Origin of the sequence: Ferruginibacter lapsinanis (assembly GCF_020783315.1) — a bacterium.
Taxonomy (GTDB): domain Bacteria; phylum Bacteroidota; class Bacteroidia; order Chitinophagales; family Chitinophagaceae; genus Ferruginibacter; species Ferruginibacter lapsinanis.
Window position 1 is genome coordinate 2096988 of record NZ_CP086063.1, and the last position, 24855, is coordinate 2121842.

Here is a 24855-nt window from a genome sequence, read left to right on the forward strand (position 1 = left end):
ATCCATATTCGTTTAGAGATTGAAGTTACTGCATTCATATTAATTGGTATAACTTCGTGAAAATTTTGGAAATAAAATATGAATAAAAAGATTCAGGTCTGGCTTCCGCTGCTTTTTAGTTTGACGATGATAGTGGGAATGATTTTTGGTTATCAGATGAGAGACAATATGCCCGGAAAACGCTTCTTTTCCTTAGATAAATCAACTCCTTTACAGGAAGTGATGGATCTGATCAAATCCAGATATGTTGATGATGTTAAAGTGAATGCATTAGGCGATACTGCAATAATGGCGATGCTGAGTAAATTAGACCCTCATTCTGTTTTTATACCTAAGGAAGAATTGCAGGGAGTGAACGAAGACCTTGCCGGAAAATTTTTCGGGATAGGTATTGAGTTCAATATTTTCGATGATACGATCAATGTGATCAATGTTTTACCGGATGGGCCGAGTTTTATTGCCGGGCTGCAGGCCGGAGATAAATTCATTAAGGTAGATGACAGTTTGGTAGCGGGGCAAAAGATCACTTCAGAAAGAGTTAGAAAGTTGTTGAGAGGGGATATGGGTACAAAGGTTGTTATCACAGTTCTTCGTAACAACACAAAAAAGGTATTCACGGTAAATCGTGATGCCATTCCTATTGTAAGTATTGATGCTGGATATATGTTAGGTGGTGGTATTGGTTATATCAAGATCAATAAGTTCTCTCAATCTACTTACAGAGAATTTATGCAAACGCTTGAAAAGTTACAGGCGCAGGGACTTAAAGAATTGGTACTCGACCTGAGAGGTAATCCAGGGGGAATATTAGATGAGGCCACTGAAATTGCTGATGAATTTTTGGATGGAGATAAATTGATCACTTATACCGAAGGTAAAAATTTTCCTAAAAAGGAATATCGTTGTAAAAGGCAAGGCCTGTTTGAAAAAGGATCTTTAGTTGTTTTAATGGATGAGGGTTCTGCAAGTGCCAGCGAAGTGTTGAGCGGTGCATTGCAGGACTGGGATAGAGCAACGATCATCGGTAGACGAAGTTTTGGTAAAGGGCTGGTACAGGAACAATATGATCTGAGTGATGGAAGTGCATTGCGTCTAACAGTCGCAAGATATTATACGCCAATCGGCAGAAGTATTCAGCGTTCTTACACTAATGGGGGAAAAGCATATTATGATGAGATATCCAATCGTTTTCATGATGGAGAAGTTTTTTCGGCCGATTCTGTAAAAAATGATACCTCTAAATTGTACAAAACAATGGGAGGTAAAAAGGTATATGGCGGCGGAGGAATTACTCCTGACTTTTTTATACCTATAGACACCGGCAACTATTCGTTAAGTGCCACAAAGATCTACCTTAGCGGAACGATAGGAGATTTTGCCTATAAATATTATTTACAAAACTTACAACAACTTTCTGCTTACAAAACTCCTGCTCAGTTTGTAAAAGGGTTTTCATTCAGTGAAGCAGACTGGAATGCTTTTGGGGCATTAGCAGCAAAAGACTCTATTAACCTAAATGCGATTCCTGCTAAAGAAAAAAGTGAAATGCAACTGCGGTTGAAAGCGTCTATTGCCCGTCAGATATGGCGTAGTGAAGGATTCTATGAAGTGTATAATACTGAAGACAATGCATTAAAAAAAGCAGTGGAAGAACTGTTGAAATAAATATTGCCATTTATTCTTTTCAAAAAGAATTAAAACAGGCTCAGGGTTTATAAAACATCCTGAGCCTGTTTTGTTTATAAGATAAAATACATCAGCGAATACTTGCATTTATCCTGATAAATCATTAGATTTATTACGAGTTCTTTTTAATAATTTAAATTCATACGTTATGAACCTTCTACAAAAATTTGAGTATTGGGGCGACAGGCATCATCCAAAATGGCTGGACGTAATACGTATAGCCCTCGGTATCTTTCTTTGTTATAAAGGGATTGATTATCTCCGCAACACCAGTGAATTGATCGGCTTAATGACCAATCGATCACCATTTGGTTCTTTTCTGATCATTTTATTGGCGCATTATGTAACGTTCGCTCATATATTGGGTGGGTTTTTACTGATAATAGGCTTTCTAACTCGTTTAGCCTGTTTGATACAAATACCCATATTGCTAGGTGCAATTATTCTGGTTAATATTACACAGGATGTTACGAGGCCATATTCCGACTTGTTTCTTTCTATTATTATTCTGCTTTTGTTGATTTACTTTTTAATTGTAGGGAATGGTCCATGGGGTATTAAATTACCTGATGAAAAGAAAAGGCAAATAACAGAATAGATATTATCTGTCCGGCATCGGTACAACAGGGATACTTTCGTTTCCTGATTCATTTACAGATTGAACTGCAAAGAAATAGTTGTCTTTTGAATATGGTAACGAAATGCTGTTTGCGGTAGTAAATATTTTTTTCTGCCAGTAAGCTTCAGTCGTTTCTCTTATCAGTATAAAATAACCTTTTACCTTTCCATACCTGGGCGCCTGCCATTGAAGGTTGGTATAATTGGTTAATTTTTTTACTTCCATTTTTACAGTTTCTGGCATGGATGCTGCCTTGGCTAAACTGGCAAGAGTAGCTAAATTGAGACAAGTGTTTTTTCTGAGGTATTCATAATCGATATATTCAGGAAGATCTCCGTAGTGGATTGTATTCTCAGTTCTTACATCCTGGTGTTGCCGGGTGAAATTTTCATTCATCTCTGTAATACGTACTGCTGCATATCCTTTTTCTACATAAGGTAAATGGTCGCCGCCACGAAGAAACCGATCATTGCGATAGATCATTACAACTTGTAAATTGTCTACATATCGTTCACCAATTTCTTTTACATAACGAGCCAGTTGTCTGGCTTTGCCATCATTTTCTAAGCCAAGATTTCTGATTTGTTTAGCATTTTTTTCTGTTTCATAAGCAGGTAATCCTTCGCTGAAAACACGAACCTTTGTATTATTAATGATATTGGTTTCATTGTTATTATTACTGCCTATGATATCATTATTGAGAACCGCCTCAATATTCCAATTTTCTCTTTTCGCCTTTTCACTCATAAAGGAAGAGCCAAGCAACCCTTGTTCTTCACCACTCACAGCAACAAAGATGACCGTTGCAGAAAATTCGTATTTGCTCATCACTCTTGCACATTCTATTACTGCAGCAGTTCCGCTTCCATCGTCATTTGCACCGGGGGCATCTCCTGTACTATCGGTGGGGCTCCCACGCATATTATCTAAATGGCCACTGATGATGAAAATCCTGCTATCATTTGGGTCAGTGCCTTTAAGCATAGCCACAACATTACCTAATATAATTTCTCTGTCTACTCTTTTTCCGTCAGGAAGAAGGGTGGTAGTATCGATCATGGCTGTTAATCTTCCATTTGATTGTTTTGCCATAGCAGCAAATTTGCTCAGTACCCATTTACGTGCTGCACCAATACCACGTATGGGGCTATTTTGTGTGCTCAATGTATTACGAGTACCAAATGATACCAATGTTTTTATGTAAGATTGTAAAGAGTCTGCCGACACTTCTTTTATCATTTTTTCAATGAAGGGATCACGGTCTATTATAGTTTGCGAAAATAAGTTGCTGTTAATTACGATCAATAGTATTACGATCAATGGCTTCATAAAAAAGATTGAATCTAAATATACTAAGAAAACGGGATTGTATTCTTTGTATTTGTGGCGGATATTTTGGTTGCAACGGTACAAAAAAATATGAACTACCTTTGTTGTGCTATCAGCCGGGTTATCGTTCTTTCGATTTATCGAAAGGGAGGAAAGTCCGGACAGCAAAGAGCAACACACCGGTTAATGGCCGGTCTCCAACTAGTTGGGGAAGAAAGTGCCACAGAAAATTACCGTCCCCAACTAGTTGGGGATAAGGGTGAAAATGTGAGGTAAGAGCTCACAGGTAGTATGGGTAACCATATCATCGGGTAAACCTTGTGTGCTGTAATGCCACGTATATCAGCGTTCCGATTTTATCGGTAAAGAGCGGCTCGTTCAAGTTGAAGGGTAGGCAGCAAGATTGTAACAGTAATGTTGCAGCCAGATAAATGATGACCTGACTCCGCTTCTGCGGAGAAAACAGAATCCGGCTTACAGGCTGATAGTTTCTTTTTAAAAAATTACAAAGGTCACACCATCTGGTGTGACCTTTTGTTTGAAACTCTCTTGGTTAATCATACAACACTAATTTCAATCGTCGCAATTATTTATTTACTACTAATATTTTTTCAATTTTCCTTTCTACGGGAGTGACTGTTTTCAGATAGCGGTAAATGGCTTTTATCTCCATGTCATTCATTCTGCTGAACGGCCCCCAGGGCATTGGAGATTGTGGGATCAATTTACCTTTTCTGAAACGAGCGAGGAACATATCTTCTGTCCAGTCGTAAATATGTCCTGTTTTCTGATCAGGAGAAATATTTGGTGTATGGAAAACATATTTTGGATCTACAGGAGATTCCAAGACAAATCCACCGGCATAATCTGGTCCTATAAAAGCTCCGGTCTTTAGATCTCTTTCTGTATGACAACCCCGGCAGTTAGCTACGCTTGTAGCTAGATATTTTCCATACTCAACAGAAGAATCGGGTTTTACAGATTTAGGTACATCTCCTGTGGGACCAACAGGTTTAATTACCAATGCTTTCAATATTTTGCCTAGTAACGTGTATTCGCTCTTAGGAACAATATTACTAACGGGTTTGGTTGTACGTAAATAAGAAATGATGGCGGTAAGATCGTCGTCACTTGTATTATGAAATGGCATAAAATCAAATATTGCTCTGCCATCAACGCCAACGCCAAAACGCAATGAACGGGCTATTTCTTCATCTTTATAGTTGCCGATGCCTGTTGCATCCGGAGTAATATTTCTTACATAAATATTACCCGGAGGTATCGGAAAAAATTTCCCGCCTGATAATGGTACTTCAGCTCCTGCATTTACCTGTTCTTCAGTTCCCGCCGGCCCATGGCAATCTGCACAATGTGCAGGACCATAAACCAAGTACTTGCCACGGGCAATTACAGCACTATCTGTTGATGCATGAATATCGGGGTAGGGGGCAGTGTATTTTACATTCTGTCGAAGCGATACTGTTATTGCCAGGCCTATAATTGCAAACAGCAAAATAATGCCCAGCCATTTAAAAATCTTCTTTAGCATAGATGAGGTTTTTGGTTTATCTGACAAGAAAATAATTTTTTCTGAATTCTACTAATTTTTAAAGAAATAGTTGTCAGATTTTTTTTCTGCTAAAGGAGCATATTAAAATAATCAGAAATATAAATAGGGGGAGAGGTTAAAATTGTTTTGTTTTTATCATTTTAGCTACGATCTTATCGATCGGTAAACTAACGGATTCATCTGAAAAATTTTCCCAATCAACAAAACGGAATGTTTCGGTTTGTTGTATTTCTGCATATACTTTCAGTTGCTGTTCATCAAAATCAAAAGGAGTTTCTCTTAATGGAACAGTAATCGGTTCCAGTGCTTTAGCAAAATAATAAATGGAGATTATTTGTTGTTGATTATTAAAGGCGCTCATCTGGTAGTAATCAGTAGTGTAAATATGATCACCAACTTCTACGGCTAAATTCATCTCTTCCAGAAATTCTCTTTTTAAGCAATCTCTGGTTCCTTCGCCAAACTCTAAACCACCGCCAGGAAATTTCGTGAAATAATTTCCACGAATAAATTCATCACTTACCAATACTTGCCTGGCTTCATTTAGTAAAATTCCATAAACACGTAGCGTGATCATCTGCAATTATTTTTTTTTGCTTTTCCAGTAGTTAGCAACAACGTAAATTAATATGATAAGAGAAATAATTACCGGTAACCAAAATGCCAGGTGAGTGTCTTTGTAAGGAATGGGCACATTCATCCCGTAGATACTTGCAATTAATACAGGGATACTCAGGAAGATAGTTAATGTTGTCAATCTTTTTAAAACCTCATTCTGATTATTACTGATGATGCTGGCGAATGCATCGAGTGTACTGCTGAGGATATTGGTGTAGGTGTTGGCTGTTTCCAATGCCTGGCTGGTTTCTACGATCAAATCGTCGAGAAAATCTTTTTCCTCCTCATTTAGTTGCAAAAAATTAGTACGGGCCATTTTCATCATCAACAATTCATTACTTCTTAAGGCTGTACTGAGGTAAACCAAGCTTTTTTGTATTCTCATCAATTGCAGCAACTCTTCGTTTCTGTTGGCATCGTACAGTTTTTGCTCCAGTGTATTTCTGCGTAAATTTATTTCTTTCAGGTAGTCCTGAAAATTTGTTGTTACCTTTTCAAAAATTTTCAACACCATCATATTTCGTTTGTCAGGATGACGGTTTTGAAAAGTGTTCAAAAATTTCTTGATGGCTTCATTCTCAAAAGAATTTACTGTTACAATTTGATTATGCGTTAGAATGATACAAATTGGAATAGTAATATAAAACGCATCACTTTCGTTAAAAGAATTGTTTTCGGTCGGAGTTTTTATTACGATCAACTTTACGTTGTCGTCAATTTCATATCTGCTGCGTTCATCAATATCTAATGAATCTTTTAAAAAATCTAATGGTATCTCTAATGATTCGCTTAGTTCTGTAAATTCCTCTTGTTTAAGCGGAGGCAAAACATTCACCCAGGCACCAACTTCGGGCTTGTCAATTTCTACTGTTTTACTATCGAGGTTTTTAAAATATTGAATCATTATAATTTACGATGTAAGATGTACGATTTACGATGTGCTAGAAATGATAGCTTTTATTTTAACGCTCCATTCATAATTCCACTTCACCTTTAAAAACAAATTCCGCAGGTCCACAAAGCCAGATGTTTTCAAAATGATTATCATCCAGTTTGTCAAACTCAACACTTAAATGACCTCCGGGTGTTTCTACTTCAACTTGGTTGAAGCCGTTATCATTATGTGCAGAAACCAAGGCGGCAGCAGTTACGCCGGTACCACAGCTCAGTGTTTCGTCTTCAACACCTCTTTCGTATGTGCGAACATAGATGGTGTCATTATCAATTGTTTCAACAAAATTCACATTAATACCTTCGGCCCCATAAGTATTGCTGTAGCGGATAGCCCGGCCAATTCCTACTACATCTGTATCTTTTACATTAGAAGAGAATTTAATGTAGTGAGGAGAACCTGTATTCAATACAGCATGGTCAGCACCCTGTTCAACATGATCAACATCTTTCATTTTTAAACTTACAATTCCGTTAGTGTCAATCTCTGCATCGTGTTCGCCGTCAATAGCGATGAATTTGTATTCTTCCCTGTGTATTCCCTGATGGTATGCAAACTTTACGAGGCATCTGCCTCCATTGCCGCACATACTGCTTTCATTTCCATCAGCATTGTAATAGATCATTTCAAAATCGTACCCTTCTTTTTTACTCAATAGCATAAGGCCATCGGCGCCAATGCCAAATTTTCTGTCGCATAAACGGTTTACCTGTTTTACAGTTAAAGCAGGTATCTGTCCATTCATATTGTTGAAAATAACAAAGTCGTTCCCGGTGCCTTGATATTTAAAAAACTCCGCTTTCATTTATTATAAATTAGAATCGGCAATAACGCCTAAAGAATGTTTAATTAAATTTTCTACAGCGGCTCCGCCATCTTTTGAAAATTCTTTTGCAACACGATTGGCCACAATCACATTTAAACTAACAGCATTGTGTCCAAGACATTTACTCAAACCGTAGATCGCACTTGATTCCATTTCGAAATTTGCAATATGATGATTGCCGAATTCGAATGAAGTTAGTTTGTCTATCAAACCTGGGTAGGCAAGACCTAGTCTTAAAATCCTGCCTTGTGGTCCGTAAAAACCAGGACAAGTTACTGTAATGCCCTGATGATAATTATTTACAAAAAGCTTTAATAAATTTCCACTGGCTCCAGTGATATATGGAGATACCGGACCTGAACCTAACTGTGTATGTGTATTAAATGCCTGTAGTAATTCTTTTTCTTCTGTATTGTTTTCCAAACGATAATAATGCAGCACATTATCCAATCCTAGCCCATGAGTACCTGCAACAAAAGTATCTACCGGCACATGTCTTTGTAAAGAGCCGCAAGTGCCAAATCTGATGATATTGAGTTGAGTAAGCTTTTCTTTTACCGTTCTTGTCTCAAAATCAATATTAACCAGGGCATCTGCCTCATTTAAAGCGATATCTATATTATCGGGTCCGATACCGGTACTCATGCAGCTAATTCTCTTTTTACCAATATATCCGGTATGGGTAATAAACTCACGATGTTGATTTTTATATTCAATTTTATCGAAATGTTTACTCACTTCTTTTACCCTGTCAGGGTCTCCAACAGTAATGATAGTATGGGCAATTTCTTCGGGACGGCAATCCAAATGATAGATAGCTCCCCGGTTGGTGATGATCAATTCTGATTCTGCAATACGATTCATATAGCAATTTTTGTATGAAGAAATTAATTATGCATAAAAATACCTTATTTTTGCAACTCTAAAAAACTAAATGGCTCTTTATCAGTCATTGGTAGATAGAAGAGCAAGCTAAGCTCTTAATAAATAATGGTCCTGTGGCCGAGTGGCTAGGCAGAGCTCTGCAAAAGCTTCCACAGCGGTTCGAATCCGCTCGGGACCTCTGAATGTAAAAGCCCTCTATCTGATAGAGGGCTTTTATTATTTTATCGATTCCATCACCAGCACCCAATCATTTCCGTTCTTTTCTTTTCCCGGAGGGGTAAATGTTTTTACTCCAGTATTAGGAAATATTCCGATCAGTTTATATTGTCCATTCCGAGGGTTGTACCAGGAACATTTTATTTTGCTGCCTTTACATTTTCCTAAATAGATCTTCATTTTTCTCCCGGTGTAAGTGTATACAAATGCATAGTCATTCCCTCGTGTTGCTGCTAAATAATTGTATCGTTTTTCCTGATCAGCTACTAAGGCTTGGTCAGGTATTCTTTCCAGGTAATTTTTTGAGAGTAATAATTTTTTTAGATACTGCATCTGTGCAGCGCCTTTTGCATTTAAACCCTCTTTCCAATAATGATCTACACCATAGCTGCCTGATTTATCATTCGGTGAATGAAATTGCATTACAGCATTTTCTCCATAAGTAAATCCGGCACCACCGGCAAAAACACTCCAATAGGCATAACGTCTCAGGTCGGCATCTGTCCATCGTGGTTGCATACTATCATGTAATCCATGCGGAATGTTTTCGTAAGAAGGTTCGGCATCCATGGTTGGTTTAACGGGAGAGAGGGCATAATCATTATCGATATAACACCAGTTATCTTCACCATAATGAAAAATATCACTTGCACTGGTATCTTGTTGGTAATCTTTATGTCCGCTTTGGATCATATTGAATGCTAGCCAGTCCTGGTTATGAAACCATAATGAAGATGTATGTCTGCCACGTGGATGAAAACTTATCAGGTGGCCGGGATCTTTTTCATGCAAGGTTTTACCTAATGCATTCCAAACTTCTATGCCAATGCTGCCTTTCAGATCACCACCATTTACCCAAATAATATTTGATTTGTTTTTAAATCTCTCCGCTAAAAAAGAAGCATAGGTTACAACTTGCTCTTCATTCACCCATTTGCTTTTTACATTACTGCCCCAAACGGGTACCAATGCCATATACATGTTTCGTTTGGCCGCTTCGTCAACAATATATTCCACATGATCCCAGTAATCATACTCTGCTTTGTTTAAGAAGTTATTTCCTTCGGTAATTTTCGGTTTTGATACATTCAGGTCGATAAATAAAGAATCTCCATAAATATTTTTATCTTCTTTCAAATCGTGTAAAACCATTACCTGTATTACATTAAATCCATGTGCTTTTCTTTTATCCAAGTATTCAATTGCTTCTTCTCTGGTGCATTTTAAAAACAGCATCCAGCCGGTATCTCCTAACCAAAAAAATGGCTTGCCATCCGCAGTAATAAAATATCTGTTAGAGGAAGATATTTTAAGAGGTGGCATTTGAGCGTTTGAAAATAGAGAAATGAAGAGACTTGTTATGGCAAATGCTTTTTTAAACATAGAATAAATGTAGTAAAATTATTATTGTATTTAGCGGCTTAAAATCCACCATTAGTGTAATTGATTGCGTATCCGGACAAGTAATAAAACCTTACCTTCGCAATTGAATAGCTTAAATATTTTTATGATCCCCAAAACCTTACATTGGCTCGGATTAGCCGCTTGCCTTGCCTTAATTGTTTCCTGTTTTATGCCCTGGGCTTTTTATGCAGATCTGCATGAAGCTTTTACCGGCCTATACTCTTATAACAATAACTATGGTAGACCGGGAAAGTTGTTGATATTGATATCCGTTATTGTTTTTGTATTGATGTTGGTGCCGAAAGTGTGGGCAAAAAGAACGAATCTTTTTTTATGTGCTTTATGTGTTGGTTATGCTATCAAATCGTATGTACTGTTTACATCCTGCTATAATGCATACTGCCCTGAAAAAAAAACGGGGGTATACCTGATGATCATTTCATCTGTAGTAATGATGATTGCCGCTATCTTCCCTCATTTAAAATTGGAGCCAAAAAATAAATCGTAATTTATTTTTTGGTCCAGGTGTCTTTTAATGTAACGGTTCTGTTGAATACTAATTTGTCGGCAGTAGTATCTTTATCAAGGCAGAAATACCCTTTTCGGATAAATTGATAACGCTTATCAATAGTAGCTTTTTTTAAAGATGGCTCAGCGTAAGCGTTGGTGATTACCTGTAATGAATCGGGATTGATATAGTCCTTAAAATCGCCTTCCTCTGCAGCAGGATTCTCAGCTTGTAGCAATCTGTCGTACAAACGAATTTCTGCATTGATTGCATGTGGCACACTTACCCAATGAATAGTACCTTTTACATTAATGCCGCTGGTATCATGTCCGCTTTTACTTTCAGGAATATAGGTGCAATGTATTTCTGTGATATTGCCATCAGCATCTTTTTCAAAACCTTCGCATTTGATGATGTAGGCGCTTTTTAAACGTACCATTGCTCCGGGAGCTAATCTGAAATATTTTTTTGCAGGCACCTCCATAAAGTCTTCTCTTTCTATCCACAACTCTTTACTGAACGGAACAACCCTGGTGCCATATGCCTCATCCGGCCCATTTTCACTGATCAGGTCTTCAGATTGACCATCGGGATAATTCGTAATGATCAATTTTACAGGATCAAGCACTGTCATTACCCGAAGGGCATATTTATTAAGGTCTTCTCTTAAACAGAATTCAAGGAGACTGAAATCAATTAGATTTTCTCTTTTGGCCACACCGATCTTTTCGCAAAAATTACGAATGCTTTCAGGTGTGAAACCTCTTCTACGCATACCGCTTAGTGTTGGCATACGAGGGTCATCCCAGCCCGAAACATATTTTTCATTTACCAGTTGCAGTAATTTACGTTTGCTCATTACCGTATAGGTCATGTTCAAACGGGCAAATTCATATTGTTTAGATGGGAAGATACCTAATTGGTCAATAAACCAATTGTATAATTCTCTGTGTGGAATAAATTCCAGTGTACAGATACTATGCGTAATATTTTCGATGCTATCACTTTGCCCATGTGCAAAATCATACATAGGGTAGATGCACCATTTACTTCCTGTACGGTGGTGATCTGCATGTTTGATACGATAGATGATAGGATCTCTCATGTGCATATTAACCGCAGCCATGTCTATCTTAGCTCTTAATACTTTTTCGCCGTCTTTAAATTTGCCCTCTTTCATCTGGGTAAATAACTGAAGGTTTTCTTCAATAGATCTGCTTCTGAATGGGCTGTCCTTGCCCGGTTCGGTTGGCGTGCCTTTCAAAGCGGCAATTTGTTCGGCTGAGCTATCATCTACATAAGCCATTCCTTTGTTGATAAGTGTAATGGCATATTCATATAAAGTATCGAAATAATCACTGGCATAATGTTCGTTAGCCCAATTAAATCCCAGCCAGCGAATATCTTCTTTAATGCTGTCTACATATTCGGTTTCTTCAGTAACGGGGTTGGTGTCATCAAAACGTAGGTTGGTTTTGCCACCATATTTTAAACCCAATCCAAAATTCAGGCAAATGCTTTTGGCATGCCCTATATGTAAATAGCCATTAGGTTCGGGTGGAAAGCGGGTAAGAATACTTTTGTGTATACCGTTCTTAAGATCCTCTTCAATTATTTCCTCAATAAAGTTCAAGCTTTTTTCTTCCGACATCATTTTTTAATTGTGTAGCAAATTTACGGCAAGATGATGTATTATCAGTTACTGATATGCAAGTTTAGGGAATTATGTATAATTTCAACATGTAAATAAATAAATTGTATGGCTCAGTGGGTAGTATATGCTTTGTTATCAGCGCTGTTTGCAGCATTAACAGCGTTGTTTGCAAAAGCCGGTTTAAAGGACGTCAACTCAGACCTGGCAACAGCTATACGCACAGCTATTATCTTGTTTATTACCTGGGGGATTGTTTTCTTCAGAGGTAAAGTGGGAGAGATAGTTACTCTATCAAAAAGCAATTGGCTTTTTCTTAGTTTGTCTGCTATAGCAACCGGGCTCTCCTGGTTGTTTTATTACAGGGCTTTGCAATTGGGTAAAGTATCTGAAGTAAGCGCCATAGATAAAGGAAGTATTGTTTTTGTATTTCTATTGTCCTTTATCTTTTTGAAAGAACCGGTAACGCCAAAAATATTGATAGGAGGTGGATTGATATTTGCCGGGATGATAGTATTGGTTTGGTGGAAATAATTTACTCGTTAAATTGTAGGGCTCGTCTTTTCAAGTAATGCAATGATCCTATCTAATTTTTCCGTTTCTATTTTGCTTAATTGAATTTGCAAGGCTTCTATTTCTTTTTTTGCTGCGATATTGGTATCATAGTCTTGCTGTGCTTGTATCCTGTCCCTTTCTGATTGTCTGTTTTGCGACATCATAATGATAGGAGCTGCATAAGCTGCCTGTGTAGAAAAGATCAGATTTAAAAGAATGAATGGGTAAGGATCCCAATGGTTAACATAAGCAATGATGTTAAAGAACATCCATATTACCACAACAACTGTTTGCCATATAATGAACTTCCATGAGCCCATGCCCTTAGCGACCCAATCTGCTATTTTTGCCCCGGGAGTTAATGTTTCCGAATGCTTATCGTGCCAGGTGTTTTCCATGCTTTTAATTTTATTAGTAAGGTACATAAAAAAAGGTTTTTGTTGTTAAAACAAAAACCTTTTTCGATATCATTTTATTTTACTCAATCTGCTTGTCCTAATTTTTTCAGGTAAGAAACATGGGATACAATTGCATGACGCATTTTTTTGTATTCAATGTATTGTAATCCGTACTCTTCACACGTTTTTCTAATTATTTTACTAATAGCCGGGTAGTGAACATGGGAAATTTTAGGGAACAGGTGATGTTCTACCTGAAAATTTAATCCTCCTACCAGCCAGGATATTAATTTGTTTTTAGTAGCAAAATTTGCAGTGGTTTGTATCTGGTGAATAGCCCAGTCATTCTCTATTTTATTTTCATCTGTCGGCATCGGAAAATGTGTATGTTCTACCGTATGCGCTAATTGAAAAACAATACTGATCAATAGTCCTGTTACCATGGTGGCAATCAAAAATCCTACTAACCAATACAAAAATCCTACTTTGATAATTGGTATTACAACAAAGAAAGCGATGTATCCGATCTTTGCTGCCCAAAAAGAAATATGCTCTCTGGTGGTAAGGCTACGTAAAGGAACAGAGCCGATCTTTCTCTTGAAATATTTTTGATAATCGGTTAAAAATATCCAAAGAATGTGAAGGAATGAATAGAGTACCCAAAAATATAAATGTTGGAATTTGTGGGCTTTATATCTTTTTTGTGTTTCGCAAAGACGAAGCCATGGTTTGGCTTCAATATCATCATCAATACCGTCAATATTGGTATATGTATGGTGAATGATATTATGTTTTGTATTCCACATAATACTGCTGGCTCCCAGGAAATTTACAGACAATGCAGCCAATTGATTAATAATTTTGTATTTGCTGAAACTGCCATGTCCGCCATCATGCATCACATTAAAACCAATAGCTGCAGTAAAACAGCCAAGTAAAATACATTCGATAATTGCTAACGATATTGATGGGGTAAAATAAACCAGGTGAATATATAGTGCTACATAAGATAATGAGAAGAAAATAGCTTTAGAATAAAGATTAAAATTACCTGTGCTGGCTTTTTTTCTATCAGCAAAATACTGGTTCACCCTTTTCTTGAGATCTTGTTGGAAATTGGTATTGTTGATGAATTTTGGAGTTGCCATATCGTTACATTAATAGGCCGCAAGGTACGCCAAAAATTGCGTTTTTTTGGGTTTTGTTTATGCACTGATCAGGTATTTTGCTTAATAAATGCATCAAAACTGTTAAAACCTATCATTTTTTTACTAATATATCCTTCGGCATATTTTACTCCTATCATTTTGCCAAACATCTTTGCTCTGAAAATAACACTATCTAAAAAGTCCGGCGAAGAAATATAGGTTTGAGGTTCATTCAGGTCAGGATTATAAAACTGTGTATTATATGCCTTTACTGCTTCTATTTTTTGTTCAAATACATCTGTGACATCTATTACGAAATCAGGATGCAGGTACCTATCCTGGATGTAATTAAAAACATATTTAGGACGCCAAGCTTCTTGAGGTTGATCATCATAAAAGGTCTCAATTTTTCTTAACCCGGATAAAAAAGCGGCATCAGATACTAACTCGGCGCTCCTTCCATGATCAGGATGTCTGTCTTCAGGGGCGTTACATAAAACGATCTCAGGTTTGTATTTTCTGATAGCGGTGATTATCATGCGCTGATGTACTTCATCATTGATAAAAAATCCATCAGCCATGCAAAGATTATCCCTGATATCCAGTTTTAATAGCTCAGTAGCATTAGCTGATTCAGCCATTCTTGTTTCGATAGTGCCCCGTGTGCCTAATTCGCCTTGTGTAAGATCAATGATTCCGGTTCTTTTTCCCTGCAGTTTTTCTGTAAGTAACGTGCCGCCACAACCAAGTTCTGCGTCATCAGGGTGAACGGCAAATGCCAGTATGTCTAACTTCATGTTTTAGTGCTTAGTTTTGGTTCTTAGTTTTTAGTGTTTAGTTTTCAGTCCTTAGTTTATTTGCAAATAGTAAAGGGGATTTAAAGAAGAATACGCCAATAACTACAAACTAACTTTTATCTCCAAACATTCTTGCTACTTCCTTTACAATAGCTTCCATCTCTTTATCATTTCCATCTTTGTCGTAAGGCTGCTTTAGGTCACTGCCAAAGAAAAAAGCTACAGTTTGGTAGAAACGTGCGGTAAATCCGCCTTTATATTCTTTGATTATTTCGTAGCAATTATTGCCCGTTTGCCTTTTGATCAATTTCATCAATACTTTGCCCTGGTAAACTGATAAGTTGGTTAGTGGTTCGGTAAAATCTTTTCTTAATTCTTTTTCTCTTGATTTTATATACGCCCTGCGATCTTCTCGATCAATAATGTGAACCAGATGAGCATTAACGTCATTCATTACAACTCCGGCACGCTTTGCATAGGGGTAAGTAACATAGATAGCATTACGAAGTCTTGTCCACTTAGCTCTTGCACTTAACTGGGCCTCATTGTATATCGCAAATTTTTTTACCGTATCCAGCACTCTGGCTGTAATGGTATCACCTTCGTAAATTATGGCGTAGGTGCGTATCGTATCATTAGATAATTGCTGGGCAAAACATCTATCGGCTTTTGTAATCAGAAGCATTACAAAAAACAGTACAGGTATGAATTTATGTAAAACGGGTTTGCTCATCTGTAACATAAATCTACAAAATACATTTGTATAATGTTGTTAAAATCAATTAGCCAGTAAAAACATATAAAATAGCGCCGAAATAGTGAGTACCAATGCGATGGTATAGAGTCTTCCTGTAATATTAGTCCTTTTTAACATGCTCATTATAAATCCTACAGCCATCAATATTAATCCTATCCAGACTAAATTAATATAAGGGAAGATATACGCTTTTATGGTTACAAAGTCGATCATTTTGTCCGACTCCTTGATGCCAATTTTTATTTTTCTGTTCTCTGTAACTCCGGCGAATTTTACAAAAAGATTTTGAGCATATACCGTATCGTCAATTTGAGAAATTCCCAGGCTGTCTACCATTATCATTGGGGTAGAAGCGTATCTGGAACTGTCTTTATTTACAACAGTGATATCAGCTAAAAGGGTGGCGCCATTTGAAGGAATATTGAATTTATTTCTTTCAGGATTTTTTATCACTTTGTTCAATACTAAATATCCTTTTGAATAGAACATAGTATCTCCTTCGTTGATCTCGTTGAGTTTAAATTGAGCGGTATCAACGTTTTTGTCAGGATTTAACGCATAAGAGATATAAGTGAATACATCATGTGTAAAGTAATTTTTTGTATCCGGATTACTGCTCATGTTATTATCCTTCATCAGGTATACATCAGGATTAAGGATAAATGACTCTTGTATCTTTTTAGTGGCAGCATCTTTTCTTACAAACAATAAATTATAAAAACGTCTGTTACTTTCTTTTCCAACACTGTCATGCAGATAAGTAACCTCGTATGGCCCCATCTTTGTAGAAACCTGGCGGATCAGGTTCATGTTTTCTGCCGGGTTATCCTGTTGTTTGGTTAACGGATCTATACCCATCGGGATAATAAAATCTTTAAACTTGTCCTCACTGATCACTTTCTTGTTACCGGCAGAGATCAACATACCTGCGATCATCAATGCAAAACCAAGATGAGCAACAGAGCCACCGGCTCCTTTCATTTTGCCATTTAAGCCACTCCATATATATGCTGCGTTGGCAATTATGGAGTAGGTGGTAGCGAATAGGGCAAGGTAAATAGCTCCTAAATAACCATAACCTTGTTTGTAGTAAGTAATCGGATAGATGAATGTAATAGCAACGGTCAGTAACGCTGCAATCAATGTAGGTATTGCTATTTTTTTAAGTACACCACCTGGAGCTGAGTTTTTGTATTTGAAATATTGGGTGATAGCACTTAAAACACCAATGATAATAGCAACCATTACCATTACTTTGTTATAAGCGAATTCGGGGTCTTCCGGAAGTGCAAGTGGACCACCGTTTATTTTTATGATAAGATCTTTTAGATAAGGGATCTTATTATAAACCGGTAATGAAGTTAGTCCGATAATGAAGATAGCTGATAGGAAAAATACCAAAGAACCAATAAACATCCAGAATTCTCTGGAGTTGGTTTTTTCCTCTGTATGAACTGCCGGTATTTTTTTATAATGAATAAAAAATAAACCGAGTCCGCCTATTGTAAAGAACCATAAAAAGGTTTTTATCAAATTATTCATTGCATTACCTGCTTCAGTAAAAGCATGAACGGATGTATCTCCTAAAATCCCTGTACGGGTTAAAAAGGTTGAATACAGAATAAATACAAAGGTTAAAATAGCAAAAAGATAACTGGCTCTCAATGAATGACTGGTAGCTTTATAAACGACCATGGTGTGTAATCCTGCTACCAGGATCAACCATGGAACCAAGGAGGCATTTTCTACGGGGTCCCAAGCCCAGTAACCTCCAAAAGATAGTGATTCGTAAGCCCATTTACCCCCCATCATTATACCTACCCCTAAAATACAGGCACTGAATAAAGCATATGGTAATGCAGGTTTTACCCAGTCGCCAAAACGTTTGGTTTGTATTCCTGCATACGCAAATGCAAAAGGAATAATGGTAGAAGCAAAGCCTAAGAATAACACAGGGGGATGGATCACCATCCAGTAGTTACGCAGTAAAACATTTAATCCAATTCCATCCTTGATTAGTGTTAAATAATCTGGCCGGCTGAAAATTGGACCGTTGATCTCATTTCTTGTCAACACAAACGGGCTGTTGCCAATTTTTGTCCCAAGCAAATAAACACCCATTATCATCATTGCTAAAAATACCTGGGCAAGACTTACAATAGTCATCACCGGGGCTTCCCATTCTTTTGTTTTTTTAATAAGAAAGATACCAAGTATACAATGCCAGATAGACCATAATAAAAAACTACCTCCCTGGTCTTCCCAGATACATGCAAGCAGGTATTTGAATTCCAGTTCTTTGGAAGTGTGTTTATAGGCGTAAAAGTATTCAAGATAATGATTGGCGCAGATGTAAAAGATGCACCCGAAAACAGTTAATACTGATGCGGTTTGTATCAGAAAACTAACTCTGGCGAAACGGATCCACGAAAATTTTTCTGCAATATCTTCTTTACGGGAAGCAATAAAATATGCAATAGCGGACAGTAGGGAAGAAGTAAATGCCAATAATACAAAAAAGTGCCCGAGTTCTCCAAGCCACAAGTGTTCTCCTTCAAATTGCATAATATGTTTTTAAAAGGTTTGGTACGTTTAATGTTTAAAACGTTTAAGGATTTAATGAGCTGAAAAGGTTATCAAAGGTTTATGAAACATTAAATGTTTTAAACGTTAAGCCTTTATGAACGATTAATTCGTCGTTGCTGCTTTTTCTAACTGCTTTTTATCGTCTTTATATTTGCTTGGACATTTTAACAAAATTTCGCTGCATTCAAAAACCTCTCCCTGCATTTTGCCTTTTAAAACAATTCTTTCACTGTGCTCTAATTCAGTAGGTTTAGTATTGTGGTACACTACTTTGGTGCTGCCCCCCAAGCTGTCAACAGCTGTAAAAGACAAATAATTGGGATTTTTTGCAGGGTCATAATCTAATGGAACTGATTTATCCAGTTTGGCAATAAGATGTACATATTTACCCTGTTTTTGTTTGGCAGAAGAAATAGTATCATAAGTAGAGAAGTCTGCAGAAAGCATTAAAAGTCCCCCGATGGCTATAGCAATCGCTACTAAAATGACAATATGTGTACGTTTCATGACCTGATTTATTTTTCGCTGCAAAGTTAGCTCAAAACAGTGTTAGAAAGAGATTTGTTGTACCTTTTTTACATTTATTATATTTGTATTTCTTTTACAGTACTAATGACAGATTTATCACTATTTGACCCTAATGCGGTAAGTAATCCCAATAATAATATATTTGGTTTACCCTTTACAAAAGAGGACGCTAAACTTATAATCCTGCCTGTTCCCTGGGAGGTTACTGTAAGTCGCCATGAAGGCACAGCCAGAGCTCCTGAACATATCTTCCGATCCAGTCTGTTGGTAGAATTATTTGATCCGACATTGAAAGATAAATGGCGTAAAGGCTACTACATGCCATCCCCGGATAAAAAGATATTACTCAAAAGTGATTATTTGAGAAAAGAGGCCGAACTCTACATTAACTACATTACAGACGGAGGTGTATTGCTGGAGAATAAATTCATGTGTAAAACCATCAAAGAGATCAACGCAGGTAGTTTGATGTTAAATAACTGGGTGTATGAAAATACGAATGACCTGTTTGCACAGGATAAATTAGTAGGCATACTTGGTGGTGATCTCAGTACCTCATTGGGATATTATAAAGCGCTTGCAGGGAAACATGGCGGTTTTGGTATTTTGCAAATAGATGCACATTGTTCTATGCGTAAGGCCTACGAAGGATTTATGTATTCTCATGCATCAGCGATGTACAATGCATTGGAAGAAATTTCAGACATCAATAAAATTGTACAGGTGGGCATCAGAGATTTTTGCGAAGCTGAGTGGGATTATATTGCCAACAGTAATGGAAGAGTGACTACTTATTTAGATGTTTCTATAAAGAACAGAATTGCTGAAGGAGAAAGCTGGAAATCAATAGTGGATGAGATCGTTTCTTTTTTACCGGATAAAGTAGTACTTTCTTATGATATTGATGGGTTGGATCCAAAGCTTTGCCCTAACACAAGTACTCCGGTTTATGGCGGTTTTGAAGCAGCACAGATATTTTATCTGTGTAATAGTGTGTTGAAAAGCGGCAGAAAAATCATTGGTTTTAATTTAAATGAGATCGGTATCAGCACTAACGAATGGGATGAGAAAGTGGGAGCAAGGGTTTTGTTTGATCTCTGCAATCTGTTGATGACAAGTAACGAGTAAACATATTATCAGTGTATTCATTCCTTATCAAAACCAATAAAAGTAATGTAGATATTGTGATCGTACGTGCAATCTTTGCAGTGGCAGCTACAGCAGCTTTTGTTCAATCGCAGGAATATGGTATTCTCGGAATAATAGCAGGGGCGTTGTTGATTGCGGTTTCAATTTTTGTGAATGCTATCAGGAAGAAACTACAGATCACAGCATTCATTTTATTGATCATTGGTATTGTGTTACTTTGTTTCATAACTCAATCACCTTATTTTGCTTTAGTGTTAGTACTGCATTGGTTGTTAGAAAGATTTTTGCACAAAGAAACAAGAGTTGATATAGATAGCAGCGGTATAAGGTTTATTAAACCTTTAAATGAAAAAGTATTTAGCTGGAAGGATATTCAACATGTAGTGTTGAAAGATGGATTATTGACGATCGATTATACAAACAATCATTTTTCACAATCAGAAGTCAATAGCATAGGTGTTGATTTAGATGAGAGGGCTTTTAATCAATTCTGCTCAACGCAATTACAAACCAGGCTGTAGATTACAGTAAACATATTCATAAATTATGATAGTAACAGAATCACCATACATACTTTACTCGGACGGCGAAGGAAATATTTTCGAAGATACTTCCCTGTATGTAACAGGACGCACTGGTTGGGATGCATTGCCTATCCCTGTTGATGAATGGATAGATCTGCCAGATGGAGGTAATTTGTATGAATTGCCTGGCAGAAGAGGGATCGGTATTGACGTAGAGACGGGAGAGATGCGTTTGTGTGAAAAAGGCTGGGCAGTGGCGGCTTTCATTCCGCCGGCACATACCGGTTTATATATGGCTGCTTATGAAACCAGTGAGGATGCGCCTACACTGCCTTTGTTTTGTTATACTGCTACGGGATGGTTAGATGGAAAGTTTTATGTGCCTGCTGTAAGAATTGAACAGGATATCAGGCAAGAGTGTGCCGGATATGATGATGAAAAAATTGAGACGGGAACCGAGCATTTATTAAAGACCTATCCGCATAACAGATTGGTGAAGCATTTAATGGAAAACTGTTGCATGACCTATACCTGCCCAGCTGCAAGAAATCTGGCTTTAGGCAGATGGGAGTGCCCGGTGCCTTCATCTCCTGCATGTAATGCCAACTGTATCGGCTGTATCAGTTTTCAGCCGCAGGATGAAACAATTGTGAGTACACAAGATAGACTAACGTTTAGGCCTACCCCGGAAGAGATCGTAGAGTTTACTGTGCCTCATTTGGAAACGGCGCCTTTTCCGCTGATCAGCTTTGGCCAGGGTTGTGAAGGAGAGCCTTTGTTGATGTGGGAAACCATCAGAGACAGTATTATAGAAATAAGAAAACATACATCGAAAGGAAGCATCAATATAAATACCAATGGCAGTAAACCCGATGCAGTAAAAGCATTGTGTGAAGCAGGATTGAATAGCATGAGGGTGAGTTTGAATTCTGCAAGGGAACATATTTATACTCCGTACTATCGTCCGAATAATTATGTATTTGCTGATCTGATAGAAAGTCTGAAGGTTGTCAGAAGTTATGGCGGCTGGACCAGTCTAAATTATTTTGTTTTTCCTGGTATGACTGATAGTGTTGAAGAGTATGAAGCGCTGCGTAAACTTATCAGAGAAACAGATCTGTGTATGATCCAATGGCGCAATTTTAATATTGATCCTGATTGGTATCTGGGTAAGATTGGCGTAACAGAAACGGGAGAGTGCATGGGCGTAAAACAATTTATGGAACTGATACACGAAGAGTTCCCTGATGTAAAATTTGGTTATTTTAATCCATCTATAGAAAGGATCAAAGGAAATTTCGAAACGGACTTTGCTCATTAGTCTGATCCTCAATGATCTTAATCAGTTTCTCAATGGATAAAACTTTCTACATTTGAGGCAACATTTTATGATGCCACCATCTATACTTAATGCAAATCAACTAACTGGCTGGTTGATAAGGATCACTTGTTTATTCTGGCTTATAGCCAAAATAATTTGTTGTCGTTTATGGTTATCAGATAGATTGTTTCCACTTGTTCCTGCTTTTGACTTTTTAGTGGCCCCTTCCTTAGTGCACTGGTCCCTGTTTATATTATCGCTGATATGCTTATTCTTGTTATTGTTCTTTCCTGATAAAAAGGTATTTCAAATCGGTATTATAGTTTTTGAGGTACTGAGTTGTATTCTTGATCAAAATCGCTGGCAACCCTGGGAGTACCAATACATATTTACAATACTGATCGTCTTATTAAATCGAAAAAACGAAAAGCATATTATTTCACTGATGATTTTTTTGCTGGCAGCAGTATATTTTTATAGTGGTGTCGGGAAATTAAATCCAATGTTCATACGATCTATATGGTGTAATTTACTGCTGTCAAAAACTTTTGGGGTAAGCAATGCTGTCATATATCAGGCAAATGTTTATTATTCCGGGTATTTATTGGGGATGATAGAAGTTGCTTTAGGTATAGGGTTGTTGATTAAACGTTTTCGAAAAGTCTCTTTGATATTGCTGATTGTAATGCATATTATCATATTGGGTGTTTTTGGTCCTGTCGGATTAAATTATGATCATATAATATGGCCTTGGAATTTATCAATGCTTGGGTATCTCATATTCTTCACTGTTAAAAATAACAACATTGAATTCATTACAGCTCCATTAAAATTATACAGAAATATACCGATGGTGATACTTCTAGGTGTTATGCCCATATTTAGTTTGTTTGGAAGATGGGATTTCTTTTTATCTTTTAGTTTATTTAGCAGTCGGCCTACAGATATGTATATCTGTATGAAGAGGGATATAAATAATCCTTTGAATCAATATTGTGATACCTCACAAACACCTTGTGATAAAGAATCTCTTTTGATAAATGTTCGCAAATGGGCATTTAAAGAAATGTATGCGCCAGCATATCCTCAAACACGAGTATATGAAAAAATAAAAAACAAATTACAGTATCAGTTTCCCAATATGCAGGCTACTTATTTTATTTACATTTATCGGAATGGGAAAAAAGTAAAAGAGGAGATGAAGTAAAAAATTCACAGAGCAATCACAAAGAACACCCGGAAGATTTTTAAATACAATGTGCTCTCTTATAAAACTATTTATATTCTCCGAATACTTTTCTCAACTCATCAGCAATTTCTCCAAGGGTGCAATAATTTTCCACCGCATCAATTACCAATGGCATCAGGTTAGTAGTAGAGTTTGCTGCATCTCTTATTGCTGATAAACAGGCATTGACTTTTTCGCTATTACGTTTCGCTTTTAATGCTTTTAATTTGTCCGATTGTACCAAACGTATACTGTCATCAATTTTAAAACCCGGAACTTTATTCTCTTCGTTAATCTGAAACTTATTTACGCCAACAATTATTTTTTCGCCACATTCAATTTGCCGTTGATACTCATAAGCGCTTTTGGCAATTTCGTTCTGAATAAAGTGTTGTTCAATGGCGCTTACACTGCCACCCATGGCATCGATCTTTTCAATCAATTTCCATGCTTCCTTTTCTACTTCATTGGTAAGCGTTTCTACGAAATAACTGCCTGCCAATGGGTCGACTGTATCGGGAGCACCACTTTCAAATGCTACGATCTGTTGTGTACGTAACGCAATTCTTGCTGCTTCTTCTGTTGGCAGACTCAGTGCTTCATCATATCCATTGGTATGTAAACTTTGTGTGCCGCCCAATACGGCTGCTAATGTTTGTATAGTTACTCTTGCAACATTGTTTAATGGTTGCTGTGCAGTAAGTGTGGCGCCGCCTGTTTGTGCATGAAAACGAAGCATCATCGATTTGGCATCGCTAGCACCAAGGTCTTTCATTATTTTTGCCCACATTCTTCTGGCGGCTCTGAATTTGGCTATTTCTTCAAATAAATTATTGTGAGCATTAAAAAAGAAAGAGAGACGTTTGCCAAAAACATTTATATTCATTCCTTTGTCAAGAGCAGCTTGCACATATGCTTTTCCGTTAGCTAGTGTAAAAGCGATTTCCTGTACGGCAGTACTACCTGCTTCCCTGATATGATACCCAGAAATGGAAATAGTATTCCATTTTGGCAGATCTTTGGCACACCATTCAAATACATCTGTGATAATACGCATAGATGCTTTAGGTGGATAGATATAAGTGCCCCTTGCTGCATATTCTTTTAAAATATCATTCTGTATAGTGCCGTTTATCTTGTTAAGATCGGCACCCTGTTTTTTTGCTAACGCAACATATAATGCCAATAAGATAAATCCTGTGGCATTGATGGTCATTGATGTAGAAACATTCTCTAACTGGATCCCTTCAAAAAGTCGCTCCATATCTTCGATAGAATCAATTGCCACACCAACCTTACCCACTTCGCCATCAGACAACTCATGGTCGCTATCATATCCTATTTGAGTTGGTAAATCAAATGCTACACTTAAGCCACTAACGCCCTGAGATAATAAATAATGATACCGTTTATTGCTTTCCTCTGCTGTGCTGAATCCTGCATATTGGCGCATGGTCCAGAGTTTACCTCTGTACATATCCTGTTGTATACCTCTTGTGAAAGGAAACTCACCGGGTTTTTCAATTGCCGAAGGAGCTGTAGTATAAACTTCCTTTATCTCAATCCCCGAATCAGTAAATATTTTTTTTTCTTCACTCAT

At 37.3% G+C, this 24855-nt stretch carries 23 protein-coding genes, 1 tRNA gene and 1 other RNA gene; 10 read left to right on the forward strand and 15 right to left on the reverse strand.

The genetic code is table 11. The features are described from left to right. The first annotated feature begins 78 nt into the window (after positions 1 to 78). On the forward strand, positions 79 to 1665 hold the full coding sequence (locus LK994_RS08985; protein WP_229759744.1) for a S41 family peptidase: 1587 nt from the start codon (positions 79 to 81) through the stop codon (positions 1663 to 1665). Positions 1666 to 1834: 169 nt separating this feature from the next. Then, positions 1835 to 2284, forward strand: a complete 450-nt coding sequence (locus LK994_RS08990) for a DoxX family protein (RefSeq protein ID WP_229759745.1) — start codon at positions 1835 to 1837, stop codon at positions 2282 to 2284. 3 nt (positions 2285 to 2287) lie between these two features. Here the strand turns inward: LK994_RS08990 and LK994_RS08995 are convergent, their stop codons facing one another. Continuing rightward, entirely contained in the window at positions 2288 to 3634 is a 1347-nt protein-coding gene (locus LK994_RS08995) for a M20/M25/M40 family metallo-hydrolase (protein ID WP_229759746.1), read from the reverse strand. Positions 3635 to 3742: 108 nt separating this feature from the next. Between LK994_RS08995 and rnpB the strand changes: the two genes are divergently transcribed. Beyond that, positions 3743 to 4127: RNase P RNA component class A (gene rnpB, locus LK994_RS09000), an RNA gene on the forward strand. Positions 4128 to 4220: 93 nt separating this feature from the next. Here rnpB and LK994_RS09005 read toward each other — a convergent pair. The 5 genes from LK994_RS09005 to LK994_RS09025 form a co-directional block, all read right to left on the reverse strand. After that, positions 4221 to 5183 carry a c-type cytochrome gene (locus LK994_RS09005; protein WP_229759747.1) on the reverse strand — a complete coding sequence of 321 codons (963 nt, stop codon included), beginning with the start codon at positions 5181 to 5183 and terminating at the stop codon, positions 4221 to 4223. A gap of 136 nt (positions 5184 to 5319) precedes the next feature. Beyond that, a complete protein-coding gene (locus LK994_RS09010) occupies positions 5320 to 5781 on the reverse strand; it encodes an NUDIX hydrolase (protein WP_229759748.1) in 462 nt (153 codons plus the stop codon). Positions 5782 to 5787: 6 nt separating this feature from the next. Continuing rightward, positions 5788 to 6726 (reverse strand): magnesium transporter CorA family protein, encoded by a 939-nt coding sequence (locus LK994_RS09015; protein WP_229759749.1) that lies wholly within the window; start codon positions 6724 to 6726, stop codon positions 5788 to 5790. A gap of 70 nt (positions 6727 to 6796) precedes the next feature. Continuing rightward, positions 6797 to 7579: a diaminopimelate epimerase gene (gene dapF, locus LK994_RS09020; RefSeq protein ID WP_229759750.1), complete on the reverse strand. Its 783-nt coding sequence runs from the start codon at positions 7577 to 7579 to the stop codon at positions 6797 to 6799. 3 nt (positions 7580 to 7582) lie between these two features. Next, a complete protein-coding gene (locus tag LK994_RS09025) occupies positions 7583 to 8464 on the reverse strand; it encodes a nucleoside phosphorylase (RefSeq protein ID WP_229759751.1) in 882 nt (293 codons plus the stop codon). 128 nt (positions 8465 to 8592) lie between these two features. On the opposite strand from LK994_RS09025, the gene LK994_RS09030 reads away from it, so the two are divergent. After that, positions 8593 to 8663 (forward strand) — tRNA-Cys (locus LK994_RS09030). A gap of 38 nt (positions 8664 to 8701) precedes the next feature. On the opposite strand, the gene LK994_RS09035 is transcribed toward LK994_RS09030, so the two are convergent. After that, positions 8702 to 10024, reverse strand: coding sequence for a glycoside hydrolase family 140 protein (locus LK994_RS09035; protein ID WP_229759752.1), 1323 nt, complete (start codon positions 10022 to 10024; stop codon positions 8702 to 8704). A gap of 184 nt (positions 10025 to 10208) precedes the next feature. On the opposite strand from LK994_RS09035, the gene LK994_RS09040 reads away from it, so the two are divergent. Next, positions 10209 to 10613: a hypothetical protein gene (locus tag LK994_RS09040; protein WP_229759753.1), complete on the forward strand. Its 405-nt coding sequence runs from the start codon at positions 10209 to 10211 to the stop codon at positions 10611 to 10613. A gap of 1 nt (position 10614) precedes the next feature. On the opposite strand, the gene LK994_RS09045 is transcribed toward LK994_RS09040, so the two are convergent. Next, positions 10615 to 12264: a glutamine--tRNA ligase/YqeY domain fusion protein gene (locus tag LK994_RS09045; protein ID WP_229759754.1), complete on the reverse strand. Its 1650-nt coding sequence runs from the start codon at positions 12262 to 12264 to the stop codon at positions 10615 to 10617. Positions 12265 to 12372: 108 nt separating this feature from the next. Here LK994_RS09045 and LK994_RS09050 point away from each other — a divergent pair, with 108 nt between their 5' ends. Further along, positions 12373 to 12798: an EamA family transporter gene (locus LK994_RS09050; RefSeq protein WP_229759755.1), complete on the forward strand. Its 426-nt coding sequence runs from the start codon at positions 12373 to 12375 to the stop codon at positions 12796 to 12798. 8 nt (positions 12799 to 12806) lie between these two features. On the opposite strand, the gene LK994_RS09055 is transcribed toward LK994_RS09050, so the two are convergent. The 6 genes from LK994_RS09055 to LK994_RS09080 form a co-directional block, all read right to left on the reverse strand. Beyond that, positions 12807 to 13217 (reverse strand): DUF1003 domain-containing protein, encoded by a 411-nt coding sequence (locus LK994_RS09055; RefSeq protein WP_229759756.1) that lies wholly within the window; start codon positions 13215 to 13217, stop codon positions 12807 to 12809. Positions 13218 to 13300: 83 nt separating this feature from the next. Then, entirely contained in the window at positions 13301 to 14365 is a 1065-nt protein-coding gene (locus LK994_RS09060; protein WP_229759757.1) for a fatty acid desaturase family protein, read from the reverse strand. A gap of 68 nt (positions 14366 to 14433) precedes the next feature. After that, the gene (bshB1, locus tag LK994_RS09065; protein WP_229759758.1) at positions 14434 to 15162 is read right to left on the reverse strand and encodes a bacillithiol biosynthesis deacetylase BshB1; all 729 of its coding nucleotides are present in this window, start codon (positions 15160 to 15162) and stop codon (positions 14434 to 14436) included. 109 nt (positions 15163 to 15271) lie between these two features. Beyond that, positions 15272 to 15847 carry a DUF4294 domain-containing protein gene (locus LK994_RS09070; RefSeq protein ID WP_229759759.1) on the reverse strand — a complete coding sequence of 192 codons (576 nt, stop codon included), beginning with the start codon at positions 15845 to 15847 and terminating at the stop codon, positions 15272 to 15274. 93 nt (positions 15848 to 15940) lie between these two features. Continuing rightward, positions 15941 to 18484 carry a cytochrome c biogenesis protein CcsA gene (gene ccsA / locus LK994_RS09075; protein ID WP_229759760.1) on the reverse strand — a complete coding sequence of 848 codons (2544 nt, stop codon included), beginning with the start codon at positions 18482 to 18484 and terminating at the stop codon, positions 15941 to 15943. Positions 18485 to 18607: 123 nt separating this feature from the next. Next, positions 18608 to 19012 (reverse strand): cytochrome c maturation protein CcmE domain-containing protein, encoded by a 405-nt coding sequence (locus LK994_RS09080; protein ID WP_229759761.1) that lies wholly within the window; start codon positions 19010 to 19012, stop codon positions 18608 to 18610. Positions 19013 to 19117: 105 nt separating this feature from the next. On the opposite strand from LK994_RS09080, the gene LK994_RS09085 reads away from it, so the two are divergent. The 4 genes from LK994_RS09085 to LK994_RS09100 all read left to right on the forward strand — a co-directional run bounded on the left by LK994_RS09085 (position 19118) and on the right by LK994_RS09100 (position 23234). After that, positions 19118 to 20161, forward strand: coding sequence for an arginase family protein (locus tag LK994_RS09085; protein ID WP_229759762.1), 1044 nt, complete (start codon positions 19118 to 19120; stop codon positions 20159 to 20161). 11 nt (positions 20162 to 20172) lie between these two features. Further along, entirely contained in the window at positions 20173 to 20703 is a 531-nt protein-coding gene (locus LK994_RS09090) for a hypothetical protein (protein WP_229759763.1), read from the forward strand. A gap of 25 nt (positions 20704 to 20728) precedes the next feature. Continuing rightward, positions 20729 to 22027: a radical SAM protein gene (locus LK994_RS09095; protein WP_229759764.1), complete on the forward strand. Its 1299-nt coding sequence runs from the start codon at positions 20729 to 20731 to the stop codon at positions 22025 to 22027. Positions 22028 to 22529: 502 nt separating this feature from the next. Further along, positions 22530 to 23234, forward strand: coding sequence for a hypothetical protein (locus LK994_RS09100; protein WP_229759765.1), 705 nt, complete (start codon positions 22530 to 22532; stop codon positions 23232 to 23234). Between the two features lie 67 nt (positions 23235 to 23301). Here LK994_RS09100 and LK994_RS09105 read toward each other — a convergent pair whose 3' ends face one another. Then, positions 23302 to 24855 carry an acyl-CoA mutase large subunit family protein gene (locus LK994_RS09105; protein ID WP_229759766.1) on the reverse strand — a complete coding sequence of 518 codons (1554 nt, stop codon included), beginning with the start codon at positions 24853 to 24855 and terminating at the stop codon, positions 23302 to 23304.

Bases quoted from the DNA above. Each gene is read 5' to 3' on its own strand.
- LK994_RS08985 (WP_229759744.1), top strand. From the start codon at position 79: ATGAATAAAAAGATTCAGGTCTGGCTTCCGCTGCTTTTTAGTTTGACG.
- LK994_RS08990 (WP_229759745.1), top strand. From the start codon at position 1,835: ATGAACCTTCTACAAAAATTTGAGTATTGGGGCGACAGGCATCATCCA.
- LK994_RS08995 (WP_229759746.1), bottom strand. From the start codon at position 3,634: ATGAAGCCATTGATCGTAATACTATTGATCGTAATTAACAGCAACTTA.
- LK994_RS09005 (WP_229759747.1), bottom strand. From the start codon at position 5,183: ATGCTAAAGAAGATTTTTAAATGGCTGGGCATTATTTTGCTGTTTGCA.
- LK994_RS09010 (WP_229759748.1), bottom strand. From the start codon at position 5,781: ATGATCACGCTACGTGTTTATGGAATTTTACTAAATGAAGCCAGGCAA.
- LK994_RS09015 (WP_229759749.1), bottom strand. From the start codon at position 6,726: ATGATTCAATATTTTAAAAACCTCGATAGTAAAACAGTAGAAATTGAC.
- dapF (WP_229759750.1), bottom strand. From the start codon at position 7,579: ATGAAAGCGGAGTTTTTTAAATATCAAGGCACCGGGAACGACTTTGTT.
- LK994_RS09025 (WP_229759751.1), bottom strand. From the start codon at position 8,464: ATGAATCGTATTGCAGAATCAGAATTGATCATCACCAACCGGGGAGCT.
- LK994_RS09035 (WP_229759752.1), bottom strand. From the start codon at position 10,024: ATGCCACCTCTTAAAATATCTTCCTCTAACAGATATTTTATTACTGCG.
- LK994_RS09040 (WP_229759753.1), top strand. From the start codon at position 10,209: ATGATCCCCAAAACCTTACATTGGCTCGGATTAGCCGCTTGCCTTGCC.
- LK994_RS09045 (WP_229759754.1), bottom strand. From the start codon at position 12,264: ATGTCGGAAGAAAAAAGCTTGAACTTTATTGAGGAAATAATTGAAGAG.
- LK994_RS09050 (WP_229759755.1), top strand. From the start codon at position 12,373: ATGGCTCAGTGGGTAGTATATGCTTTGTTATCAGCGCTGTTTGCAGCA.
- LK994_RS09055 (WP_229759756.1), bottom strand. From the start codon at position 13,217: ATGGAAAACACCTGGCACGATAAGCATTCGGAAACATTAACTCCCGGG.
- LK994_RS09060 (WP_229759757.1), bottom strand. From the start codon at position 14,365: ATGGCAACTCCAAAATTCATCAACAATACCAATTTCCAACAAGATCTC.
- bshB1 (WP_229759758.1), bottom strand. From the start codon at position 15,162: ATGAAGTTAGACATACTGGCATTTGCCGTTCACCCTGATGACGCAGAA.
- LK994_RS09070 (WP_229759759.1), bottom strand. From the start codon at position 15,847: ATGCTTCTGATTACAAAAGCCGATAGATGTTTTGCCCAGCAATTATCT.
- ccsA (WP_229759760.1), bottom strand. From the start codon at position 18,484: ATGCAATTTGAAGGAGAACACTTGTGGCTTGGAGAACTCGGGCACTTT.
- LK994_RS09080 (WP_229759761.1), bottom strand. From the start codon at position 19,012: ATGAAACGTACACATATTGTCATTTTAGTAGCGATTGCTATAGCCATC.
- LK994_RS09085 (WP_229759762.1), top strand. From the start codon at position 19,118: ATGACAGATTTATCACTATTTGACCCTAATGCGGTAAGTAATCCCAAT.
- LK994_RS09095 (WP_229759764.1), top strand. From the start codon at position 20,729: ATGATAGTAACAGAATCACCATACATACTTTACTCGGACGGCGAAGGA.
- LK994_RS09100 (WP_229759765.1), top strand. From the start codon at position 22,530: ATGTTCATACGATCTATATGGTGTAATTTACTGCTGTCAAAAACTTTT.
- LK994_RS09105 (WP_229759766.1), bottom strand. From the start codon at position 24,855: ATGAGTGAAGAAAAAAAAATATTTACTGATTCGGGGATTGAGATAAAG.